Origin of the sequence: Echinicola vietnamensis DSM 17526 (assembly GCF_000325705.1) — a bacterium.
GTDB classification, from domain to species: Bacteria; Bacteroidota; Bacteroidia; order Cytophagales; family Cyclobacteriaceae; genus Echinicola; species Echinicola vietnamensis.
On record NC_019904.1, the window covers coordinates 5,440,692 to 5,460,701 of the forward strand.

Consider the following 20,010-nt stretch of genomic DNA (forward strand, 5'->3'; position numbering starts at 1 on the left):
GATCAAATGGAGGCCTCATCACAGGAGCAAGCCCTGTCGGTATTTGAGCGGCATCCTCACAAACGGCTAAGGGCAGGGGAATCCCCCTGCCTCATCATCTTACATTGCGCTTCCATCAATTTCGTGGCGGGAAAATCCCCTGCACACAAATGATAAAACTGATGCAGGAATAGGGCTGGACATTGTTCACCGGGATATTCCCCCCTGTTCTCCCCGTCTCTGAAACTGTCTGGCTTCCAGCGTTCAGCGAGACACTTGGAGCTTCACTGTTAAACCCTTGTGCAGGTCTACCTGCTGCCATGGGTGCCGCTATGGTCGTGGCGCCATTGGTTCCTGGTATTTGCTCGGTAGCCTGTGCAGGACTTGCCTTGATCGAGACCGGAGCCAACGAGTGGCTGTGGGAAGGTAAGTTGGCCAAGGTAAGCGTATTGGTTTCTGCACCACCTTTTTGTCCCGGTCTATGATCGGACAATCCTGGTCCATGTCCAGGACCTACAGGCACCCTTCCCCTCAGGTCGGGCAGTGCAAAAGTCGTCCTACCGTCCCCTCCATAGGTGGTCCCCAATAAAGAAAACAGTGCGGAATATTGTGAAATTGCCAAAAGCTGGCCCTCGCAGTACATCCAGCCCCTTGGGGCAAAATTTCCTGCAAACATTTTTACGGTTGCCATGTACTCGTCCATTTTTTCGTTGTTTTAGTTCAAAAATTGATTTTCAGTAATCGCTATATGTCGTTAACCTTGGTCTTGATATTCCTGGTTGATCTTTTGGTAAAGTGCTTTCATTTCATCAATTACCTTGTCGTAGTTTTCCGAAAGTCGTTGAAGGTTCTGATGAATGGATCTATTGTCTATATCATTTTTCTTTCCAGCTTCCAAATCACTTTTTTGATGGTCCAGCTTGAATATTTGCGTTCTTAACGCTTCCATGCTCCCTAATAAAAGTTGCACGCGATCCGATTGGTACTTTTCAGGATCCTGCTGCAGCTCTCTTAGGAAACCATACCACGCCATGCTGTGTGCACAGCTTATACGGCTGTTCCGTACAGCCAGCGGACAAAAACCCCTTCGCTCCCAAGCATGTTGCTGCCCCTCTTGTTCGCTGCCCGCAGGTATAAACGCTTCATGGGCAAGCCCGCAATTACACACCTTGTACCTTAATAATTCCATATCCGAATGGCTGACAACGCTCCTGGAGCGTCGCTATATTAATCCTACAATTCATCCACTACATGCTACACTATACTCCTCTTTGAAAACAATCTCCCTTTTGGATCCTATGTTTTCATGCTTTGTCCCGACTTTGGAAACATAGACGACACTGGATCGGGGGCTTCCTGTACGCAGATTGATCGCTCCTCGCGGCCCGGTCACGTTTACCCGCTGCAAAGCCGGTAAAATACCGTTTGGTGAAGGGGAATGTCCTTTATGGCTGGGATTTCTCAGTAGCAAACCGATTTCATAGGCAAGCAGGGCATAGGGGGATGGAATGGTAGCAAAACACCGCTGAAAACGCTCCACAAATTCCAAATTAGCCTCGTTTTCAAGTTCACAAAACCAAGTGGATGCCGAAAATAGGGACTTGGTGCTGACCTCCAGGACTTGGATCATATCCGAGACATCGTGACAATAATCCATCAGGCGTTTTATGACAGGTCCAGTCTCCTTATCGCTTTCCAAAAGGCATGCAGGATTGTCCATCTTACTAAGACTGACACAAGACTGCTGGCCAAATAAGTCCCTTACAAAATTCGCCAGTACAAACTGACTGGATGATAAATCCAGGCTGTTGACCAAAATATGTGGCACCATATGGTTCCACGGATTTCCAGATGTGGCAATATTGATCACCACAACGGGACAGTGACAGTTCTGCAGGTTCTCCAAGATTCCCGGTTCCCTGTTTCCTTCCTGCACCGCCAATATCAGCGACACACCTGGTGTTGACTCAAGTCGCTCTAGGGCCACATTAAAATCTCCCTGTACAGTGGTATGGTAATATTGGACCATAAAGTCCACTTTATCTTGCCCATCACTGGCTATACCGATCCTCAGGCCGTTTTTGATTTCCTGTTCAACGCGGGAAGCCTGGCCTGAGAACGGTATGAACAATCCTACTTTCATCATCAAAAAAGCAACTTTTACTATCTATTTCTTTTTACTCATGTTGGTAAGGGCAAATTTGCATTATTATCAATCTCCCTGACAGCGCAAAAATCCCCATTCCCCAAACCGGGTAGAAATACGTGGTCATGCCTAACAAAAAACGGTAGTCCCCAAAAGAAAATGGCAGGAGATTATCCCCTGCCATCCTGTAATGAAAAATCAAACACCCACCTCGTCGGCAAGCACCCTTTCACGTACCAATTTCCCGTTGGTCTTATCCTTCAATTCGATTTTGGAATTGGAATAATATCCGATTTCAATGTCTTCGGTAGACTGCACGGAATTTTTGATTCCTCCCGATGACATCACCCCGCCGATTCCCAGGCTCCAGAAGTGATGACCTTTGTAGGTGGGGTTATAATTGATGGCCGTGTTGCCGATCAAGTAGGCATTGTACCGCAACCTCACCTTCATGACACCCCTGCTGGCAGAAAGTTCCGCTAGGATGGACTGCCCCGGGTCGAGCTCCACACTCACTCCTGCGGTGGATCCCACGGTAATGGACTTGGATTCCTGCCCTCCTACTCCCCAAGATTGGCTATAGGAAAGGGAGGTCTCCCCTCCACCGCCAGCACCGAGAAACTTCACGTCATAGCTAAACTTCTGGCCAATTGACAATGTTCCTCCTGTACTCCAATTGGAGCTGGTCGTATTGTTTACCGAATCGGAAATGGCGACGTTAAACGTCCCCTTTTTGCTGCTGTCATTGGTGAATTCCTGGGTCTTGACGATCACCGGTTCTGAGGTGATGCCCAAGATCTCTGCGCTCTGAACGACCAGCACCATCTGCACTTGGGGCCAACTGTATTTCTTGTACAAATCGCCCCATGGTGTCGGACTGTGCAGATAGGCATCGTTTGGAGATTTGCCAAAATAGGCCTTTACCGCATCCTTGAGCTGCTTATCGCCCAATCTAAAAGTGGTTCGCTCTTCGTCGGTGATGACGTGCTGGACCGTTCCACTTGCATTTACACTTGAAACGGACTGGTCATGTCCTGCAATAATACTAATGCTGATTCCCATGATGTTAAGAATTTAATGGTTAAAAAAAAACTTGGTAACGCTTACTCTTTTGAAGGGATTTTCGGCTTCCTCCCAGCTTACAAAGCTGCTGATGATCAATAGTATACAACCATCCGCAACACAACAAAGGTCTTGTTGTTGTTAAAAACACAGGCAAATGAAATTGCCTGTAACCGTTGGCGTGGTCTGTTCCCTTGTTACAAAATCCACTGTAGAACCGTGGCAAAAATGCCTGTCCATTAGCGTCAAATAGGGATCCTTTCTTTTCGTTGATTCAAAGGTCTGAAAAATCACCTTTGCACAACAGCGTAAAAATGGCCGGCTTTGCTTTTGGGTAAAAATACCTGCATGGGTTCTGGAGCATCTTTGGCCGAAAGGGCAATAATCATCAAAAAAATACACCGATAAACCTCTGAACACCGACTGCTCCAAGTGTCAGTCGTTCAGCGGATCGGTCAGGTCGGAAACATCGATAATCTCATGCTGGAGACCAAACACGATCAATCCCACCACATTTTTGGAATTGGTCTTGCTCAAAAGGTTATTGCGGTGTCCCTCCACGGTTCGCTCACTAAGAAAAAGCTTTTCGGCTATTTCCTGTGTCCTGTACTGTTGGCAGAGAAGCAATAGAATTTCCCTCTCACGTTTGGTAATAAATCCTGCATCAAACTCGGATGTACTGTTTTTCTTGGTCCTGTTATGAAAGTCTCCATTGATGATCTGCAGGATTTCGTTACTGTAGAAAAACCCCTTTTCCGCTACTTCCCCGACCACTTCCAGCATGGCTTCAGGACTGGCATCCTTGGTAATATAGCCTGAAGCTCCCAGGTTTAGCATATTGAGGATAAAGGCTTTGCCCTTATGGGTGGTCAGCGCGATCACCTTGACCTCAGGGTATTTTTTGGCCACGACCTTGGTGGTCTCCACACCATTCATTTCGGGCATTTTCAGGTCCATCAGGATGATATCGGGAAAATCGGCACCTCCTTCTGCTTCCACCAGCTTTTCGGTCAGTTCTACCCCATTTCCTACATCAAAAACCACCTCATAACTGCCGGTATGCTCCAACAAGTGGCCCAATGCCGCCCTAAAAAGCCGTTCATCATCAGCCAATGCTATGCGAATTTTCTGCTCCATCAAAATGATTTTTTAATCGTCAATATAAAACCTTTTCCCGCTTTGGAATCAATGGCCAAAACCCCTTCCATCATGGCTACTCGGTTTTGGATGTTCAGCATGCCAATACCGTCAGCGACCTCTTGATCGTCGAAGCCCTTTCCATTGTCCTGATAGCGATAGTCGATCCCCTTGGAATCTATCCGGATGTTGACAAAAACCTTGGAAGCTTCCGCATGCTTGACGGTATTGTTCAGCAGTTCCTGTGTAATCCTGTAGAGGATCAACCTGCCCTCTTGGTCCAACAGTCCATCTTGAATGAAAGCGTCCAGCTGTCCTTTTGGGCCATTTTCAGTCTTTGGGAGACTGTCCAGCAATTCTTCGATTCCTGCTTCCAGGCCAAACTTTTCCAAGACCACCGGAGAATAGGCATGGCTGAGTTCGCGCGTGCTGTCCACCACCTTTTCGGTAAGGGCCAATACATCGGGCAAGGGCCCATCACCTTCCCCTGCTTTGAGCTGGTGCAAGCTGAGCTTGATCGTGGTCAACTTGGAACCGATATCGTCGTGCAATGCATCCGACACCCTCCGGCGTTCTTCCTCTTGTGAGCGAATCACCGTATGCAACAGTTCCGTTTGGTGTTTGAGCTTCAGCTCGGCATTGCGCATCTTTTCCTGAATGACCTTCTTCCTGAAAAGCTCCAGCGAAACAATTACCACGACGGCCATGACCATCACCAAGCCTATGGCCAGCAAAATATACTTTACGAATTCCGTACTTTCCATAATTGGGCGAAATAGAATCCTTGGAAGACCATGAACAGGACCAGGTTAATGAACAACAGGGGCTTCCAGTCCAACTGGCTCAGCTTATCCCCCAACAGAAATACGATGGAGCTTCCACCGGCATAAATCATCATTCCGTAATGGAGCAGTTTATGCGTCATGGAACGGTCATTTAGGACACCATGTACCAAATAGAAAATGGACGTAAAGACAAATATCAGGTTCATGGCGAAGTACGAATACCCGCCAAAAACCTGTGCCAAGCTGCTCCATTTGGTGCTGTATTCCCATCCTGTCAATATTGCACAGAGGCCCAAAAAGGCCAAAAACCACCTTCTGGAAGGCCCGGAAGGCAAAATCTTCCAGTAATACAGCCCATAACCGATAAATTGCGCAGCAAAGTATACATGGAACAGCAATAGGTTACTGATACCGTTTCTGGCGAGGAAAAAACTCACCACCTGGACAAGGTAAACGATAAAGAAAGTAGCTGAAAAGATCCGGGTAGGCAGATTGGATCTTTGAAAGCATATGCCTCCAAAAATCACCACCAATGAAAACGAAATCAAATTCAGGTAGTTCAATACGCTAAACACACTCATGATCGATAGTTGTTGCCAGGTGGTAAACGTTTATAGGCTCAACAGTCCATCATCATCCATTTCCCCACAATCCGGCGGACAGGGCTTGGTAAAATCATACACAAACTGCCCCTGGGCTTCATTGGTCATGTCGTTTCCGTTTTCATCCACGCCCACGATCAGGAGCTTTTCCATGTCATTGTCATCAATGCCCAAATAGGTACGGACATTGGTCGCACCGATTTCAGCAATGACCTCTTGCAGGTCTATCATCGGCACCAAAAAACCATTGACAGGGGTCTTTTTGTTGTAGTCTTTCTCCATTTTCTTCCACCGCTGCATCCATTTCTTTGCAGTTGCCTTAGGAATAGTATTTTTCATAGTTTAGTTTGTTAAATTAATGTTGTCAAACTTAGGTAGGGGGTGAATATATATTGCAAGCTAATCCTAAATAAAGGATATTCAAAGCAAGTTTAGGTAATTATAAAATATTATCTTCTTGCATTTACGAACAAATTTCTTCCGTTAGTTTACTTAAATACTGACATCAATGGCAAAAGGCCATCCGCCCATGCATGAAATTTTTACCAATGACAATTTGGTACAATTGGACGAATATATTATAAAATAAATGCCCAATCCCTTCAACATATCTTGTTAATATAGTGTCAACCTCCGCCAATATGCCACAACCTCCCTTAGCGGATAATAATTACCTTTATGCATGCAAATAAATGCTCCAACTACGGACATTTCATTGGACAAAAACACTGTGGAAAATTGATGGATATGACAAAAGCAAACCGGATACCTGCATTAATTATTCTGCTCCTCTGCTGCTTGCCCGCATTCACGTGGGCGCAAAGCGGAGACCAAATCCTCGATGGCATAGGGGAAACTGACTTGATCGCCCGCTACCGCTTGGACAAAGATGCCAAGGACTGGTCACGAAACAACCTCCATGCCCAGCTAAAAGGACATGGAACCTCTTTTGTCAAAGATGAAACGTTCAGCAGTGTACTTGCCCTTTCAGGAGAAAAAGGTGCTTTTGTTTCCATTCCACCAGAGACCCTAAGAGGCTTGGAATCCATGAGCATTTCCTGTTGGGTATTCCTCATGGAAAACGCGCCGGGACAATTGCTGTTCAATATCGGCAGCGAAACCGAAAACCGCCTGCTGATGGCGCCCTCGGGAACCGAAGATGGCAAAACGGCCCTCGCCCTGCTCACCACCCCTTCCGGAAAAAAATATGTCCTCGAAGGCAAGCCCTTGGAAACAGGAAAATGGCATCACCTCACCTTGGTGCTGGACATCCCCGATAAAGTCGCCCGCTATTACCTCAATGGCGAAAAAACAGCTGAAATCACGGCACCTTTAGACCTGACCAGCTTATTTGAAAGTACTCCTTCCCCATCTTTCGTTACGATCGGAAAACCCGCTTCTCCGGACGATCCCTACCTAAAGGCCAAACTGCATGATTTCAGGATTTACCGGACCCCGCTAACCGCCGGGCAGGTGGCTAACATCCACCGGAACGCCTTGCAAGGTGAAGGGGAAAGCAGGGTGAATGAGCAAAAGCAACCGGAGGATGACCTGCAGGTATTTGCAGAAGGCCACCCCCAACTGTACAGCGAATACCTGACCGGAGTAGATGATGTGCAAGTAGCCACCGAAACGGGGCACCTCCCACGACTTCCCCGCTATGTAAACGGTACGTACCGCGATGGGATCAACGGCCCCAAAGTACGGGTCATTTGGCCGGCTCCAAAAGACAATCACCAGGTGCAGGAACCTGGTAAATATACTGTCAAAGGTAAAATCGCGGGGTCTTCCATTGTCCCTGTCGCCACAGTGACGATCAAAGAAAAGGTAGATGAAGCTGTCCCGGAGCAAAGCTTGGAAGCATTCGGGCTGGACGCGGTAAGCCTGGAAACGGATATCCATGGCCATTCCTCTAAATTCATCGAAAACCGCGACAAGTTCATCAGCACCTTGGCCGGCACCAATCCGGACGATTTCCTGTACATGTTCCGAAACGCCTTTGGCCAGGAGCAGCCTGCTGGAGCGGTTCCCTTGGGCGTGTGGGACAGCCAGGAAACCAAATTGCGCGGCCATGCCACGGGGCACTATTTGACGGCCATTGCCCAGGCCTACGCCAGTACCGGCTATGACACTGCCCTGCAGGCCAACTTTGCCGACAAAATGGCCTATATGGTCAACACCCTATATAATTTGTCCCAAATGGCAGGAAAACCATCCGCCGAGGCAGATGGCCATAACGCGGACCCTACGGCAGTTCCCATGGGACCTGGCAAGGATTTCTATGACTCCGACCTTAGCGAAGAGGGCATTCGTACCGATTATTGGAATTGGGGCGAGGGATATATCAGTGCCTATCCTCCTGACCAATTCATCATGCTCGAGCATGGCGCCAAATATGGTGGACAAAAAGACCAAGTGTGGGCACCTTACTACACCCTCCACAAGATCTTGGCAGGGTTAATGGATATCTATGAAGTAAGTGGAAACGAAAAAGCCCTCTCCGTGGCCAAAGGCATGGGCACTTGGGTAGCCGCTCGACTGGACAAACTGCCCACCAGCACCCTGATCAGCATGTGGAACACGTATATTGCCGGGGAGTTTGGTGGGATGAACGAAGCGATGGCCAGACTGTACCGAATCACCGGCAGCTCCCGGTATTTGGCGGCAGCAAAATTATTCGACAACATCACCGTATTCTATGGAAATGCGGACCATGACCATGGACTGGCCAAAAATGTGGACACCTTCCGTGGCCTGCATGCCAATCAGCACATTCCCCAGATCATGGGCGCTTTGGAAATGTACCGGGACACCGAATCTGCCCCCTACTTTCATATCGCCGACAACTTCTGGCATATTGCCACCAATGATTATATGTACAGTATTGGAGGGGTTGCGGGTGCCCGGACCCCTGCGAATGCAGAGTGTTTCACCACCGAGCCGGCAACCCTCTATGAATTTGGTTTCTCGGCCGGTGGACAAAATGAGACCTGTGCCACCTACAACATGCTCAAACTTAGCAGAAACCTGTTTTTATTCCAGCAGGACCCTGCCTATATGGATTATTATGAACGGGGACTTTACAACCATATCCTGGCCTCGGTCGCCAAGGACAGCCCTGCCAACACCTACCATGTTCCCCTCAGGCCGGGTTCGATCAAGCAATTTGGAAACCCCAAAATGAAAGGCTTCACCTGCTGCAACGGAACAGCCATTGAAAGCAGCACCAAACTCCAAAACAGCATTTATTTCAAAAGTGTCGATGACCAAAGCCTTTATGTCAACTTATTTGTTCCCTCTACCCTGCATTGGAAAGAAAGAAACCTGACCATCGTCCAGTCTACTGCCTTTCCCAAGGAAGACCATACCCGCCTGACCGTACAGGGCAAAGGGAAGTTTGTTCTCAAGATTAGGGTACCCCAATGGGCCACCGAAGGCATCAAGGTATCCATCAACGGCAAACCAGCACAGGTCGATGCTGTCCCAGGAACCTACGCCACCATCCAACGTAAGTGGAAAAATGGCGACACCATTGACATCAACATCCCCTTCCAATTCCACTTGGAACCTGTCATGGACCAGCAAAACATTGCCAGCCTATTTTATGGTCCCGTATTGCTGGCCGCCCAGGAAGAGGAGCCACGAAAGGAATGGCGGAAAGTAACCCTGAATGCCAAAAATATCGGAGCCACCATCAATGGAAATCCGGAAGCATTGGAATTTACCATCGACGGGGTGACCTACAAACCTTTCTATGAAACCTATGGACGACATTCGGTCTACCTGGACGTCACCTTAGAAGATTAATTAAATGGAAAAAAACAAAAAAAGAAGGGCTCGAAACCCTTCTTTTTTTGTCATATCCTGTGGTGATTGGTCAAACCATGGGCCTGCATGGCCGCCCAGGTGCCGCATTACTCTATTTTAATGCTCAGCCCCTGGATGGTCTGCCAGCCCTCCTGATCGGTCACGCGGATCATAAAATGGTAATCCCCAGGATCGATATCCTCAGGAATATCTATTTCTGCAGTACCTTCATATTCGTTCAGGCCTGAAGGAATCTGGTAGGTCTGAATAAAAAGCATTGGATTCACCGGAGCCTTGACCGGTTCTTCCTCGCAGTCATTGACCTCGGTACTGTGGGTATGATGGTCAAAATTATGGTGGATATCCACGCTGAATCCTCCCAGTTCCACATTATCCCTGAACAATGCCCTGAACTGCACAGTGGATCCCCGCTCCAAGACACTGCACTGAAGTGGGAAAGAGGAATCGGTTACGATGATCTCCGGATATTCGGTATCAATAACGGGCTTTTCCCCGTCGCCACAAGCTGAAAACAGCAGCGCCATCAGCAAGATGTACCAGTTTTTTTTCATAATATATTGTCCTAATGTTTAAAATTCATACTTCAATGAAAGGCTGATGTTCCTGCCCGCTTCGGGCAAACTGATCAGCCGATAAAAGCTGGTGTGATTCAGGTAACGGGTATTGAGCAGGTTCTGCACCTGAAGGTCCGCTTGAATAGGCTGTTGAAACACCTTGACCTTGGCCCCTGCCCTGAGATGCACCAACTGATAGCCCTCCGTCACTTTTTCTGGTGGTACGATATTGGCCTGTCTGGCCGTCGCCCGTAAGTCCACGGCGAAATAAGGGCTGAAAAAGCTCTCCGTGCCCAATGGCTGGTAGGTAATATTTACGATACCGGAAGGAGGCGGCGAAAAAGGAAGGGTATACCCCCGTTTTGCCCCTGACTGCTGCTCACTGTACACATACTCCCCAATAAGCTCTGCACTCCATTGTGGAGTAAACCGGTAAACGGCATTGAACTCAGCCCCATAGCGCAGTACTTCGGCTTGCGTATAGTTGAAAACCTGGTTCCCGGCCCCGTAAAGGATATCCAATTCAGCAGTGGGGTTCAGGTAAATATAATTTGAGAAATAATTGAGAAAAGGGCTAAAGGCCACTTGCCAGTTTTCTTTTTTCAGCTCGGCCTCCACGTCCAACTGGAGAGATCGCTCCGGATCCAGATCAGGATTGCCCTTTTCATAGCGAAAATAATGATAATTCACGCCATTGGCTGCCAGCTCCTTGGCGATGGGCATGCGAAAGCTTGTCCCCAGGTTGCCTTTGAGGCTCAGGTCTCCCGGCAGGAAATTAACCCCTACTGACCAAACGAAACTGTCAAAATCCCTGCGAAAATCCGATGATCGGTATAAATAATCCGATGGAGCTGCCTGATCGGCATGCTCTACACTTGGGAACCAATCTTGGTACGCTTCCACATGAATACGACTGTGATCATAGCGCAAGGCCGCCGTCAGCTTCCACAAGGGACTGACACTGAATTTCTCAATGGCAAACACCCCATAACTGTACTGTTGGAATGCAGGAATCAAAAACCCCCAACCTCCAATGGTATTATCCTGATATTCTCCACTGGCACCTAACATGATTTGGTGCTTGTCCAAGAACCACTCGTCCTTGAGGTTTAGCGAAAATACATGCTTGTCAAATGCCCGTTCCTGTGAGGAAGGATAAGGCATCTCCGCCGGATATAGCGGCGGCATATAACCGTGGTTCACGTATTGGCTCCATTCCTTGCGGTCATTCCGTTGATAGGCCAAGTCCAATTGAATGAACTGCTTTCCGGCCGCATAGCTGGCCCGGTTGATGACCTTGGTATGGGTTACTTCCTGATAAGGGAGCAGAATATCCCTACTGGACCGATCGTGGACAGCAGCATCCACCTGTCGGGGCTCCAACCCGTGGGCATTGGCAAAAAAACCGGACCTTGTACGCACGCGGCTAACCGTCAAGGCATTTCTGAAGTGCTTCCCCAGGTACCCTATCCTGCCCGAAAAATCCAATTCCCGCCCTGCGGTATTCCGTACATCCCCTTGGTGCAGGGCCACGCCGAAATCATATACAAAGACAGAGTCCACGGGCACGTTGAAGTCGCCATAATCGGCCAAGGTAAACCGGCCCTCGACAAACCAGTTGTCCTTTCGTGCGGTAACATTTGCCGAACCACCTATCCAGCCGTTATTGGACCTTCCGCCCAATTCAACAGAACCGCCGACCCCTTCCTCGGCTGGCGGCAATTTATCCCGGATATCGATCACTCCGGCGATGGCATCAGAACCGTACTTAAAGGAGGCAGGCCCTTTGATGATCATGACCTGTTCAGCAGCATATTGGTCCACCTCCAATCCATGGTCTGCCCCCCATTGCTGGCCTTCGTGCTTGACCCCGTTTTCGACGACCATCACTTGGTTAAACCCCAAACCGCGGATCAGTGGCTTGGAGGCTCCCGAACCTATCCCGATGGTACTGATCCCGGGCACACGCTCCAGGGATTTCATCAGGCTTCCTCCTCGGTTTTCACGGATAAAATCCTGCCTGACCAATGCCACGCTATTGGAGATTTCCCTTTTGACCATCGCGGCCTGATCGACCACCACTACTTCGTCCAAGTCCTGGTATTCCGAAGCAGTATCCTGCTTGGACAACTTGGTCGTGTCCTGTCCCATCATGGGGAACCCGTTGTGGGCGAGGGCCGGTGATGTCCCGTAGAACAAACCTCCAGCGATGCACAGGAAGAAAATTAAGCGTATTGGAAAGGTCATGAAGCTATAAATGCAATTGAATTGCAAATATACAAACAATAACCCTTGAAACAATGTTGCACAAAAGAATCTAATGGTCCGCAGGATGTCGTTCTTATTTTTTATCCGACCAAAAAAAATGTAACGACCTTAAATAATCCCTTCTGGATCCGTGTTTTACATGATATTGTCAGCCCTGAACCATTTCACCTAACGGATAAAATTTTCCACCTGACTTGATTTTGCAACATTATTGCATCATATTTGCGCAACAAAGTTGCAAAAACACATCTAATGTAACCAGGATTTCAATACCCCTGTTAGCAGTAGTCATAAATCAATTTCAATAATTCTTAACATCATGAACAAATTAAAACACATCTTTCTGATTACCCTATTAGGGTTGGTACTGTTCTCCTGCCAGGATGACGAAGACCAAACTTTTAATGCCCCAGTTATCTCCGATTTTGAATTTGGAGAAGGTAGCTCCCATTCCTCAGAACCAGTGGCCTACCGGGGCGGTGACCTCCACATGGAAGCCAATATACAGGCAGAAGTGAACGTCACCTCTATTACCGTTACCATTCATGGTCATGACCTGGAAGTAGGCGAAGGGGAAACCGAATGGGACTTTTCCCAAACCTATACCGATGATAAGTACATGGTCAAAAACCCTACCTTCCACGAGCACATAGACATCCCGGCCACTGCGCCCGTTGGGGAGTACCATGTAGTACTGGAAGTAACGGACGAAGCTGGAAACACCACTGAAGAAGAAGGACACTTGGAGATCATGTCTCCTGTGACCATCAGTGAATTCCACATGGACGAAAGCGTAGTTAGGGGATCAGATTTCCATGTAGATTTCATGATTGAAGCGATCCACGGTATCCATATGGTTTCAGTAGACATCCATGCCCATGGCCTTACCCCAGGTGAAGGTGAAGCAGAATGGCACTTTGACCAAGTATTTGAGGAAGGATATCATGGCCTTACCGAAGCGGAATTCCACGAACATATAGAGGTGCCTTCCACTGCTCCTGCAGGTGAATACCATGTGGTATTCAGTGTTGAAGATGAAGAAGGTAACATCCAGGAATACGACACCCACCTCGATGTAACGGCCAACTGATCTGAACAAAAACGATAATCTCATCCTAAAGAGGCTGTCTCAGAAATAAATCATCCGTCATCACGAGCGGAGTGAAGTGATCTCGATGTGCTTTCATTACACGTATGACGAGATTGCTTCTTCCGATATCCATCGGAATCGCAATGACGAGGAATTATGAGACAACCTCTTTTTTTATGTTTCGTCTTAGCCATCAGCCTTTGGCCGAAGCCCCGTACAATTTCTGTATTTTTTCCTTGAGGAGATCGGTATTGATCATCAGCACCGAAATGGCCACGAGCAGCACCATGAACCAGCCCCCCACCAGGTTTAGGCGTGTAAAAAAGCCTACCCACGAAAGCTGGACGGTCATCAGCTCTTTGTACAGCATGATGGCGACACTGGCCAGGTACCCGAAAGCATCTGCGATATAGAACAGGAACCCCACGGTGCCCTTATATTTCAGTACGGCTACAAACCGCTCAAAAATCAAGCAATGAAATAAAATATAGGGCAGGTAAACACAAAACCCCGAGCTGATCATCCAAGTGATCGACCCAACAAGGCCTTGGTCAAAAAGCAAAGTGGTCAGGACCATCAGCCCACCACTGACCAACGTCAATACCATGCCAAGGTTAAAGGCTTTCTTATTATCCAAAACCAAGATCCCCAAGGCCGATATCAGCAGCACCACCAGTGCGATAGGCACCTCAGTGAGGGTAATCAGTTCTGGATTGCCCTTCATTCCCAGCTCTGCCCAAAACTCGACAATAAAATTGTCCCGAAAATCCCTAACGACCGTGAGCACCACATACATCAGTACCAATCCCAAAAAAGCCCAGCCATGTCGGTTTAAGAAGTCGCGTCTATCGGCTTTTTTCATGGGCCTTCGCTCGGTTCTGAGCTGCCTGTCCTCTTCACTTGGTCCTTTACAGCGGTCCAGTCCATAAACGGCCGCTACAAACCACGGAAAAAACACCAATCCGGTCACCAAGGGCATCCAGCCCTCCGCCACACCAAAGTCCTGCATCATCCATATCCCGGTGGATTTGATCAAACCGGTGCTGAAAATAAAAGTGGCGCTCAACCCGGCCACAAGCAGTTCCGAATTTTTCCTTCCCTCCAGATAGACCAGCACCAGTCCAAATACCATCCCCAAGGGAAGGCCGTTCAGAAACATCATCAGTGGTTTGATGACAGGAGGTGCCACGGCAAACCCGACCAATGCCAGTAATCCAAATCCCACCAAACCTATCAGGGTCAGCATTCTACGACCCGCCGGCAGGGCCGAAACCACCCGAATTCCTAAAAATTTGGAGAGCATATAGCCCAACACCTGACTAATGATCAAAATGGTCTTGAAATGAAAATCATTCATCATTTCCACTCCCTCAAATTGTCCTGCCAAAAAGGACTTACGGACGGCATACATTCCGGTATAGGCCAAAAAGGCGGTTCCTATTAAGGTTAGGTCCGTTTTGGAAATGGATACATTGCTTAATTTGGCCATGAGTTCTGATCGTTTCACCCAAAGGTAGTCTTAGGGCTATCCATAGCCTTTCCCTATCCGGTTATCAATACGTTAATATTTCATTAACAGAAATTAATTTTCCTGTGAAGAAAATAATATCGACCTTTGAAGCCGTATCCAATGATTGGTAAAACGAAAAACACCTTATGGAACAAGCCGCTTACCTGACCACTTGGATCGGATCCAAGATCAAAGACATACGGAAATCCCATAAATTGAAACTGGGGGACTTGGCTGATAAAAGTGGCATCAGCATCGCCATGCTGAGCAAGATCGAAAATGGCCGGGTTTTCCCTACCTTGCCCTCACTGATCCAAGTCCTGGACACCCTTGATGTAGACCTCAACGAGTTCTTTGCCGACCTCAAGGCCAACAATGAATTTCCCGGGTATATTTTCAAGAAGCGGGAGGAATATACCGCTATCAAAAAAGAAGAAGAGGCGGTTGGATTCCACTACCAATTTATCCTCAACCATAAAATAGAACGTTCGTCCATGGAAATTTCCCTGCTGACGGTCAAGCCCAATGCCCAACGGGCTCCGGTGGCTTCCGATGGATTCGAATACCTATATCTGGTAAAGGGATCCATACAATATCAGCTTGGAGAAAACACCTTTGACATGGAGGAAGGGGATTCGCTCTTCTTTGACGGAAACATTCCCCATGTCCCCATCAACAGCACCCAAGTAGATGCCATGCTCTTGGTCATTTATTTTATCGCACTGCACTAAGTTCCTGAACCGATGAACGCAAGCCCCGCCAAAGCCATGCTCTTCACTGCAGCCAACACTCCTTTCTCTTCCTTGTCCGTGGCATTCCCTTCCCTACAAAAGGGTGAAATATTGGTCAGAAACCTCTATGCGACCATTTGTGCCAGCGACCTGCATACGTTTCACGGTCGCAGAAAGTCCTGTCACCACAGTGTCCTGGGCCATGAAATTGTCGGCAGGATTGAAGCATTGGCCGAGGAAGGCGCGAAGGATTATCACGGCAGGCCTTTAGAAAAGGGTGACCGGATTACTTGGTCTGTCTATGCCCATGATCCGGCGTCCCCTACTTCCCTAAAAGGGTTTCCGCAAAAGTCCGAGGACCTGTACAAGTATGGGCACGAACAGATCGACGATCATTACCAACTGAATGGAGGATTTTCCACGCATTGCCATTTGAGAAAAGGCACCAGCCTATTTAAGCTTCCCGAAGCGCTTACCGACCGGGAGGCTGCCCCGCTAAACTGTACCCACGCCACCATAGCAGGTGCCATGCGCCTAGCTGGTAGCCTATCGGGAAAGACCGTATTGGTCAATGGAGCTGGAATGCTGGGACTTTCTGCCTGTGCCATGGCGAAGGAAAAGGGCGCCTCCCACGTCTGGGCATGTGACCTCTCCATCGAAAAGGCAACGCACGCCAAGGCATTTGGTGCAGACACGGCCTTTGAAGCGGAAAGCAAGGATGTCCCTCACCGGATCTTTGGGCCGGACAAGGCCGATATCATCATCGAAACGTCCGGTATGCCCGAAGCCATGGAAAATTGCCTCCACATGCTTGGAATTGGCGGGACCATCATTTTGGTAGGCGCAGTATTTCCACAAAGAAACCTCTCGATCAATGCGGAATTCCTGGTCCGGAACCTCTTGACCATAAAAGGCCTGCACAACTATATCCCCGAGGATTTGGCTACAGCCATTTCGTTTCTCACCAAGGCCAAAGCCAAGTATCCCTTCGATAGCCTGGTCGGAAGGGAATTCTCCTTGGAGCAGCTGGACAGTGCATTTGAAGCGGGAAGCCACGGGAAATATTACCGAGTAGGCGTCAAACCTTAAAAACGAACAAAAAATGTATGACCTCATTGTAATCGGCGGCGGGGTATTAGGGGCTTTTCATGCCTACCATGCCTTGGAAGCTGGCCTTAAGGTAGCCTTGATAGAAAAGGACAAAGCCCCTCAAGATGCCACTACCCGTAATTTTGGGCAGGTGGTTCCCTCCGGCATGAACGGCAAATGGCAAAAGTTTGGACGTGAAAGCCTGCGCATCTACCAAAAACTACAGACACATTTTGACCTTTCCGTCAGGCAAAATGGAACGGTTTACCTTGCCTCGGACGAGGAAGAAATGCAGCTTATCGAAGAGCTCCACACCATCAATGGGCAAAACTGCTATCCTTCCCAACTGCTGGGCAAGCAGGCCTGTGTGGAGAAATACCCCGGACTGAAAACCGGCTACGTAAAAGGCGGGCTGTTTTTTCCTGATGAGGTGACTGTGGAGCCGCGCATCATGATCCACCGCTTGTTGGAATTTTTAAAATCAGAAAAAGGGCTCACGGTACTCCCCTCCACCACCGTCAAAGCCTGCGAACATGCCGGCAGCCACGTCAACGTAGAAACCGCCTGCGGCACCAAACTTTCCGCCGGAAAGGTGATCATCTGTAACGGCCGTGAATTCAAATTGCTCTATCCAGGCCTCTTCGCCAAAAGTGACCTTCAGGTCTCAAAACTCCAAATGATGCAGACCAAACCACAGGGAAAGGGATACCGGTTGCCCGGGTCCATCCTTACCGGGCTCTCTATTCGTCGCTATGAAGCTTTTGCAGAATGTCCGTCCTATGCTTCCATCAAAAGCCGTGAAGCCAAACAATCTCCCGAAAAGCAATGGGGCATCCACATCCTCTTCAAGCAGGCGGTGGATGGATCGGTAATTTTGGGTGACAGCCATCAGTATGCCGACGCCAAGGACATCGATGACCTGGGGCATGACCTGGACATGGACATTGATAATTTTATGGTCAAAAAAGCCCAAGAAATCATCGAGCTGCCCACGTATCAAATTGCCCGTCGCTGGTTTGGGATGTACGCCCAATGTAAGGAGAAAGACCTCTTTCAGGAAACCATCGACAAGGACATCCATATTGTCACGGGAATTGGCGGCAAAGGGATGACCGGCAGTGCGGGCTTTGCCCAGGAAAATATTCGGAACATCTTTAATTTGTGAACATGAAAAACATCAAACTTGCCGTCCTCGACATGGCCGGAACCACCGTGGATGAAAATAACGTGGTGTACAAAACGGTCCAAAAAGTAATCAACGACAAAGGGTTTAACCTATCGTTAGCAGAAATATTGGCCCATGGGGCTGGCAAAGAGAAGCACCAGGCCATTATCGATGTTCTCCGGGAATGCACCGACGCCACGGACATCACGACCATTGCTGCCAGCGCTTTTGAAAACTTCAAACCGGAGCTGGAGCACGCCTATGAACAGCTGGATGTCAAGTCATTTGATGGGGTACAAGCGGCCATAACCAGTCTCCGAAAAAGGGGGATTTATGTCGTACTGAACACCGGGTACAATACCCAAACGGCCACCTCCCTCCTGGGCAAACTCGGCTGGGAAATCGGCAAGGACATCGATGGCCTGATCACGTCAGATGATGTCACCAATGGAAGGCCTGCGCCTGACATGATCTTCAAAGCCATGGAGCTATGCCAGGTGACCGATCCCAAAACCGTCCTCAAAGCGGGCGATTCGACCATCGACATTGAAGAGGGCAAAAGGGCCGGGTGTGGTCTTACGGTCGGGGTCCTCACCGGAGCCCAAACCGCCAAACAACTGGAAAAGGCACAGCCTGACCATATTCTTTCCAGTGTCGCAGAATTGGGCAAGATTTGCTGATTTCAGGAGGTTCAGCCCACATTTTAAACATCAATGGCTTTCGGTCCATTCTTGTCAACAAATTGGTAAGTCACTGTTTACACCAACTTCCAATCCGGATCACTGTCCCTACTGAATGGAGCTACGACTGAACCTCCCACCGTAACCCTATTTACAGCCCCTGAAAAATTGAAAATCATTGTTTTACCCAACAAACACTTAACATAACCCTGCATTTAGCGATCACCCCTGAACCCGGTTTGTGCATTAGGAATCGTAGTGAGAGTTGAAAGTGCAAGAAAATCAGTTCGTTTGGAGGTTTAAGCATAGCATCGCTGCGGCTACCCCGAAAACTATAGCGAAGCGGCTGATTTTAAAGCAACTTCAGCTTGTAATACTTGTGCACCGTGGTGAAGATAAGCTAATGCATATTACGGGTTGAACAGCATAAAAACTGAAATGGATTCCTCTCAACCTCAAATCAAAATTGACTTTTTCTTGAACGATTTCTTTCGGGGAATCTCTAAAGGCCCGGATCCAGGACTGTTCTGTCCTAAGACAATGGAGGTCTGGCACACATCCAATGACAGGACAGATTATCCTTTCTTACCCCTGCTTTCTGATGTAGGCATGGGAAGCCGGACCACCAAATAAGGTAATAACCTCTTCTGGCTTGTCGCTGAAAAATTCATCCACTGCCAATCCCACTCCCGGGTTGATCTGATGAAGTTTATGGATCCGGCTCAGTTCATCCGCCATTTCTGGGTCAAAATAGTCCATAAAAACACCAATTCCTCCTGGGGTCAACCGTGGATACACCTCGGCCAAACACGCCAACACTATTTTTTTGTGCAGCATCGGATCATCTCCACACCCACAATCAATATGGACAAAGGCGATGTTTTCGGGCAGCTGGCCGGACAGGGTGTCCTGGAAATACCCCTTATGGATTTCAGGACAGGTTAGACCGGCGGCAACAAAATTTTCTTTCAACAAGGAAAGCACATCAACTGTTTCGGTAAATTTGATCTCAAAACTGTCAAAGACATGTAACCTTTTCCCATATCCAAACAGGGCATTCACCTTTTGAAAAAGCAAAGCACACTGCCCTGTAAATGTGCCCACTTCCACCAGTTCTCCTTCCACCTCGTCCTGAAACACCCGTGTCAACAGGTGGAAAAAATTTATCCTTTGCTCCACGCTGCACATGTCGCGCATGGTGTCAAAATGGTGGTCCAGACGGAGTCCGACTTTTTTGAGGACCTTATTGGTCAGCACCAGGGATGGGGAAACCGCTTCCCTTCTGCTAAAAGGGGGATGGTTAATAAATAGGTTATCCATAAGTTTTGGGTTTATTTCGATTAGCTACTGCTTGGGTGATGATATCGAAAACCTGAGGCGTGTC

At 48.4% G+C, this 20,010-nt stretch carries 18 protein-coding genes; 6 read left to right on the plus strand and 12 right to left on the minus strand.

From position 1 onward, the window contains the following. Positions 1–115: 115 nt before the first annotated feature. The 8 genes from ECHVI_RS22130 to ECHVI_RS22165 all read right to left on the minus strand — a co-directional run bounded on the left by ECHVI_RS22130 (position 116) and on the right by ECHVI_RS22165 (position 6,050). The gene (locus ECHVI_RS22130) at positions 116–682 is read right to left on the minus strand and encodes a phage tail protein (RefSeq protein ID WP_015268239.1); all 567 of its coding nucleotides are present in this window, start codon (positions 680–682) and stop codon (positions 116–118) included. Positions 683–733: 51 nt separating this feature from the next. Further along, entirely contained in the window at positions 734–1,168 is a 435-nt protein-coding gene (locus tag ECHVI_RS22135) for a hypothetical protein (RefSeq protein WP_041739149.1), read from the minus strand. A gap of 51 nt (positions 1,169–1,219) precedes the next feature. Beyond that, a complete protein-coding gene (locus tag ECHVI_RS22140; protein WP_015268241.1) occupies positions 1,220–2,125 on the minus strand; it encodes a type 1 periplasmic-binding domain-containing protein in 906 nt (301 codons plus the stop codon). 198 nt (positions 2,126–2,323) lie between these two features. Next, positions 2,324–3,187, minus strand: coding sequence for a hypothetical protein (locus ECHVI_RS22145; protein WP_015268242.1), 864 nt, complete (start codon positions 3,185–3,187; stop codon positions 2,324–2,326). A gap of 435 nt (positions 3,188–3,622) precedes the next feature. Next, complete coding sequence (locus tag ECHVI_RS22150) at positions 3,623–4,324, minus strand: response regulator transcription factor (protein ID WP_015268243.1); 702 nt, start codon at positions 4,322–4,324, stop codon at positions 3,623–3,625. Next, complete coding sequence (locus ECHVI_RS22155; protein ID WP_015268244.1) at positions 4,324–5,088, minus strand: sensor histidine kinase; 765 nt, start codon at positions 5,086–5,088, stop codon at positions 4,324–4,326. The genes ECHVI_RS22150 and ECHVI_RS22155 overlap by 1 nt, the downstream gene beginning before the upstream one ends. Further along, on the minus strand, positions 5,067–5,690 hold the full coding sequence (locus ECHVI_RS22160) for a hypothetical protein (RefSeq protein ID WP_015268245.1): 624 nt from the start codon (positions 5,688–5,690) through the stop codon (positions 5,067–5,069). Before ECHVI_RS22160 ends, ECHVI_RS22155 begins: the two co-directional genes overlap by 22 nt. A gap of 30 nt (positions 5,691–5,720) precedes the next feature. Then, on the minus strand, positions 5,721–6,050 hold the full coding sequence (locus ECHVI_RS22165; RefSeq protein WP_015268246.1) for a hypothetical protein: 330 nt from the start codon (positions 6,048–6,050) through the stop codon (positions 5,721–5,723). Positions 6,051–6,458: 408 nt separating this feature from the next. Here ECHVI_RS22165 and ECHVI_RS22170 point away from each other — a divergent pair, with 408 nt between their 5' ends. Continuing rightward, positions 6,459–9,518 carry a beta-L-arabinofuranosidase domain-containing protein gene (locus tag ECHVI_RS22170; RefSeq protein ID WP_157501572.1) on the plus strand — a complete coding sequence of 1,020 codons (3,060 nt, stop codon included), beginning with the start codon at positions 6,459–6,461 and terminating at the stop codon, positions 9,516–9,518. A 107-nt stretch (positions 9,519–9,625) separates the two neighbouring features. Here ECHVI_RS22170 and ECHVI_RS22175 read toward each other — a convergent pair whose 3' ends face one another. Together ECHVI_RS22175 and ECHVI_RS22180 are read right to left on the minus strand one after the other, a co-directional pair. Then, positions 9,626–10,090 (minus strand): DUF4625 domain-containing protein, encoded by a 465-nt coding sequence (locus tag ECHVI_RS22175; RefSeq protein ID WP_015268248.1) that lies wholly within the window; start codon positions 10,088–10,090, stop codon positions 9,626–9,628. An 18-nt stretch (positions 10,091–10,108) separates the two neighbouring features. Continuing rightward, on the minus strand, positions 10,109–12,340 hold the full coding sequence (locus ECHVI_RS22180; RefSeq protein WP_015268249.1) for a TonB-dependent receptor: 2,232 nt from the start codon (positions 12,338–12,340) through the stop codon (positions 10,109–10,111). Positions 12,341–12,680: 340 nt separating this feature from the next. Here ECHVI_RS22180 and ECHVI_RS22185 point away from each other — a divergent pair, with 340 nt between their 5' ends. Beyond that, complete coding sequence (locus ECHVI_RS22185; protein ID WP_015268250.1) at positions 12,681–13,451, plus strand: DUF4625 domain-containing protein; 771 nt, start codon at positions 12,681–12,683, stop codon at positions 13,449–13,451. A 193-nt stretch (positions 13,452–13,644) separates the two neighbouring features. Here the strand turns inward: ECHVI_RS22185 and ECHVI_RS22190 are convergent, their stop codons facing one another. Then, a complete protein-coding gene (locus ECHVI_RS22190) occupies positions 13,645–14,940 on the minus strand; it encodes a DUF5690 family protein (protein ID WP_015268251.1) in 1,296 nt (431 codons plus the stop codon). Between the two features lie 167 nt (positions 14,941–15,107). On the opposite strand from ECHVI_RS22190, the gene ECHVI_RS22195 reads away from it, so the two are divergent. From ECHVI_RS22195 to ECHVI_RS22210, 4 genes are read left to right on the plus strand one after another with little or no spacing between them, the layout of a single operon-like run. Further along, positions 15,108–15,692: a helix-turn-helix domain-containing protein gene (locus ECHVI_RS22195; RefSeq protein ID WP_015268252.1), complete on the plus strand. Its 585-nt coding sequence runs from the start codon at positions 15,108–15,110 to the stop codon at positions 15,690–15,692. A gap of 12 nt (positions 15,693–15,704) precedes the next feature. Continuing rightward, on the plus strand, positions 15,705–16,781 hold the full coding sequence (locus ECHVI_RS22200; protein WP_015268253.1) for a zinc-binding dehydrogenase: 1,077 nt from the start codon (positions 15,705–15,707) through the stop codon (positions 16,779–16,781). A gap of 13 nt (positions 16,782–16,794) precedes the next feature. After that, a complete protein-coding gene (locus ECHVI_RS22205; protein ID WP_015268254.1) occupies positions 16,795–17,946 on the plus strand; it encodes a TIGR03364 family FAD-dependent oxidoreductase in 1,152 nt (383 codons plus the stop codon). Positions 17,947–17,948: 2 nt separating this feature from the next. Further along, complete coding sequence (locus ECHVI_RS22210; RefSeq protein ID WP_015268255.1) at positions 17,949–18,626, plus strand: phosphonatase-like hydrolase; 678 nt, start codon at positions 17,949–17,951, stop codon at positions 18,624–18,626. 585 nt (positions 18,627–19,211) lie between these two features. Here the strand turns inward: ECHVI_RS22210 and ECHVI_RS22215 are convergent. Continuing rightward, positions 19,212–19,946 (minus strand): class I SAM-dependent methyltransferase, encoded by a 735-nt coding sequence (locus tag ECHVI_RS22215; protein WP_015268257.1) that lies wholly within the window; start codon positions 19,944–19,946, stop codon positions 19,212–19,214. Between the last annotated feature and the right edge of the window lie 64 nt (positions 19,947–20,010).

Coding starts and splice junctions, on each gene's coding strand:
- ECHVI_RS22150 (WP_015268243.1), bottom strand. CDS start 4,324: ATGGAGCAGAAAATTCGCATAGCATTGGCTGATGATGAACGGCTTTTT.
- ECHVI_RS22175 (WP_015268248.1), bottom strand. CDS start 10,090: ATGAAAAAAAACTGGTACATCTTGCTGATGGCGCTGCTGTTTTCAGCT.
- ECHVI_RS22210 (WP_015268255.1), top strand. CDS start 17,949: ATGAAAAACATCAAACTTGCCGTCCTCGACATGGCCGGAACCACCGTG.
- ECHVI_RS22165 (WP_015268246.1), bottom strand. CDS start 6,050: ATGAAAAATACTATTCCTAAGGCAACTGCAAAGAAATGGATGCAGCGG.
- ECHVI_RS22190 (WP_015268251.1), bottom strand. CDS start 14,940: ATGGCCAAATTAAGCAATGTATCCATTTCCAAAACGGACCTAACCTTA.
- ECHVI_RS22200 (WP_015268253.1), top strand. CDS start 15,705: ATGAACGCAAGCCCCGCCAAAGCCATGCTCTTCACTGCAGCCAACACT.
- ECHVI_RS22160 (WP_015268245.1), bottom strand. CDS start 5,690: ATGAGTGTGTTTAGCGTATTGAACTACCTGAATTTGATTTCGTTTTCA.
- ECHVI_RS22195 (WP_015268252.1), top strand. CDS start 15,108: ATGGAACAAGCCGCTTACCTGACCACTTGGATCGGATCCAAGATCAAA.
- ECHVI_RS22180 (WP_015268249.1), bottom strand. CDS start 12,340: ATGACCTTTCCAATACGCTTAATTTTCTTCCTGTGCATCGCTGGAGGT.
- ECHVI_RS22130 (WP_015268239.1), bottom strand. CDS start 682: ATGGACGAGTACATGGCAACCGTAAAAATGTTTGCAGGAAATTTTGCC.
- ECHVI_RS22205 (WP_015268254.1), top strand. CDS start 16,795: ATGTATGACCTCATTGTAATCGGCGGCGGGGTATTAGGGGCTTTTCAT.
- ECHVI_RS22155 (WP_015268244.1), bottom strand. CDS start 5,088: ATGGAAAGTACGGAATTCGTAAAGTATATTTTGCTGGCCATAGGCTTG.
- ECHVI_RS22140 (WP_015268241.1), bottom strand. CDS start 2,125: ATGATGAAAGTAGGATTGTTCATACCGTTCTCAGGCCAGGCTTCCCGC.
- ECHVI_RS22185 (WP_015268250.1), top strand. CDS start 12,681: ATGAACAAATTAAAACACATCTTTCTGATTACCCTATTAGGGTTGGTA.
- ECHVI_RS22135 (WP_041739149.1), bottom strand. CDS start 1,168: ATGGAATTATTAAGGTACAAGGTGTGTAATTGCGGGCTTGCCCATGAA.
- ECHVI_RS22145 (WP_015268242.1), bottom strand. CDS start 3,187: ATGGGAATCAGCATTAGTATTATTGCAGGACATGACCAGTCCGTTTCA.
- ECHVI_RS22215 (WP_015268257.1), bottom strand. CDS start 19,946: ATGGATAACCTATTTATTAACCATCCCCCTTTTAGCAGAAGGGAAGCG.
- ECHVI_RS22170 (WP_157501572.1), top strand. CDS start 6,459: ATGACAAAAGCAAACCGGATACCTGCATTAATTATTCTGCTCCTCTGC.